Below are 1,252 nucleotides of genomic sequence, written 5' to 3'. Positions count from 1 at the left end.
TTTCTTTCGATGGAACGGCAGGCTCCTCTCAAAATCTGAAAGAAGGCGAAAACATCCTGAATTATTCAACTTGGGTCAAAGCCATTGCAAAAGATTCTGTGCAAGAAGGTGACTTTACTGCTGTTGCTAACTTTAATCTGATCTACGAGTGAGCACTCATCTCCGGTTTTTAACCGTCAGATTAGCAGGGGCGTCAGCCCCTGCGATTACCGGTAAAGAATAAGGAATACTGCATGTTCTGGCGCATGATCCTTTCGGTAACATTTTTCTTGAGTGCAGCGGCTCAGGCTGCGCCATCGCCCTCCTTTCCGCCGTCGGGGATGACCCTGCCGGAGTACTGGGGAGAGGAGCATGTCTGGTGGCATGGTCGGGCGAGTTTTAAGGGGCAGGTGATTGCTCCGGCCTGCACGCTGGCCATGGAAGACACCTGGCAGGCGATTGATATGGGGGAGACCCCGGTTCGTGATTTACAGGACAGTTTCGCCGGTCCTGAAAAGAAATTCCGTCTGCGGTTGCGTAACTGTGAGCTGGCGGGAACAGGTAAACGGGTTTATACGGCGAGCCGTGTCCGGGTGACCTTTGATGGTCTGCAGGGCGAAACGCCTGACAAATTCTCGCTGACCGGTCAGGCAGAAGGTATCAATCTGCAGATACTGGATAACCAGGGCTATCCGGCCCTTGTCGGTAAAGTGATGCCGCCGTTATTGCTGAACGGAAATGAAGAGGGGCTGGATTATACCCTGCGGGTGGTCCGTAATGGTCAGCCATTAAAGGCGGGAGATTATTATGCCGCATTACGTTTTAAGGTGGATTACGAATAACAGGGTGAACAGAAATAACAACCGGTAACAGACGGAAGCTTCCCGGTATTTAATTAACTATTCTGACAGAGGGACTGAAATTAAATCCTGCATGCAGGAGGGGGACACTTTGTCTTTATTTCCGGGAGCAGTCTGTATTAAAGGTGGTGGCTGATAATGAAAAATAATACCTCTTTTGCTGTTAACGGCATTACATATGCGCTGATGCTTTCCCTTGCAGGCGCACCGGCTTATGCCGTCGACTTTAATACAGATGTTCTGGATGCAGCAGACAGACAGAATATTGATTTTTCCCGGTTCTCCCAAGCGGGATATATCATGCCCGGGCAGTACCAGATGGAAATTATGGTGAATGACCAGGGGATTTCACCGTCGGCATTTCCGGTGACGTTTCTGGAGCCGCCGGTTTCCGGTCAGGACGGAAAGAAGCC

The 1,252-nt window shown here is 50.5% G+C and carries 2 protein-coding genes and 1 pseudogene; all 3 read left to right on the top strand.

Annotated features, from left to right (window positions below; genetic code table 11):
* Positions 1-152 (top strand): annotated as a pseudogene (locus EQY_RS27525) (fimbrial protein); the annotation flags it as partial.
* An 81-nt stretch (positions 153-233) separates the two neighbouring features.
* Positions 234-821, top strand: a complete 588-nt coding sequence (locus EQY_RS0123695; protein ID WP_000498862.1) for a fimbrial protein — start codon at positions 234-236, stop codon at positions 819-821.
* A gap of 156 nt (positions 822-977) precedes the next feature.
* A partial coding sequence (locus EQY_RS0123690) for a FimD/PapC N-terminal domain-containing protein (RefSeq protein WP_000795029.1) occupies positions 978-1,252 on the top strand: 275 nt, incomplete at its 3' end.

This window comes from Escherichia sp. TW14182 (assembly GCF_000208525.1).
Lineage (GTDB): Bacteria > Pseudomonadota > Gammaproteobacteria > Enterobacterales > Enterobacteriaceae > Escherichia > Escherichia ruysiae.
Note: the sequence above shows the minus strand (reverse complement) of the source record. Positions and strands in the feature narration are given on the sequence as shown.

Excerpts from the sequence above, each read along its gene's own strand:
- EQY_RS0123695 (WP_000498862.1), top strand. The coding sequence starts at position 234 with ATGTTCTGGCGCATGATCCTTTCGGTAACATTTTTCTTGAGTGCAGCG.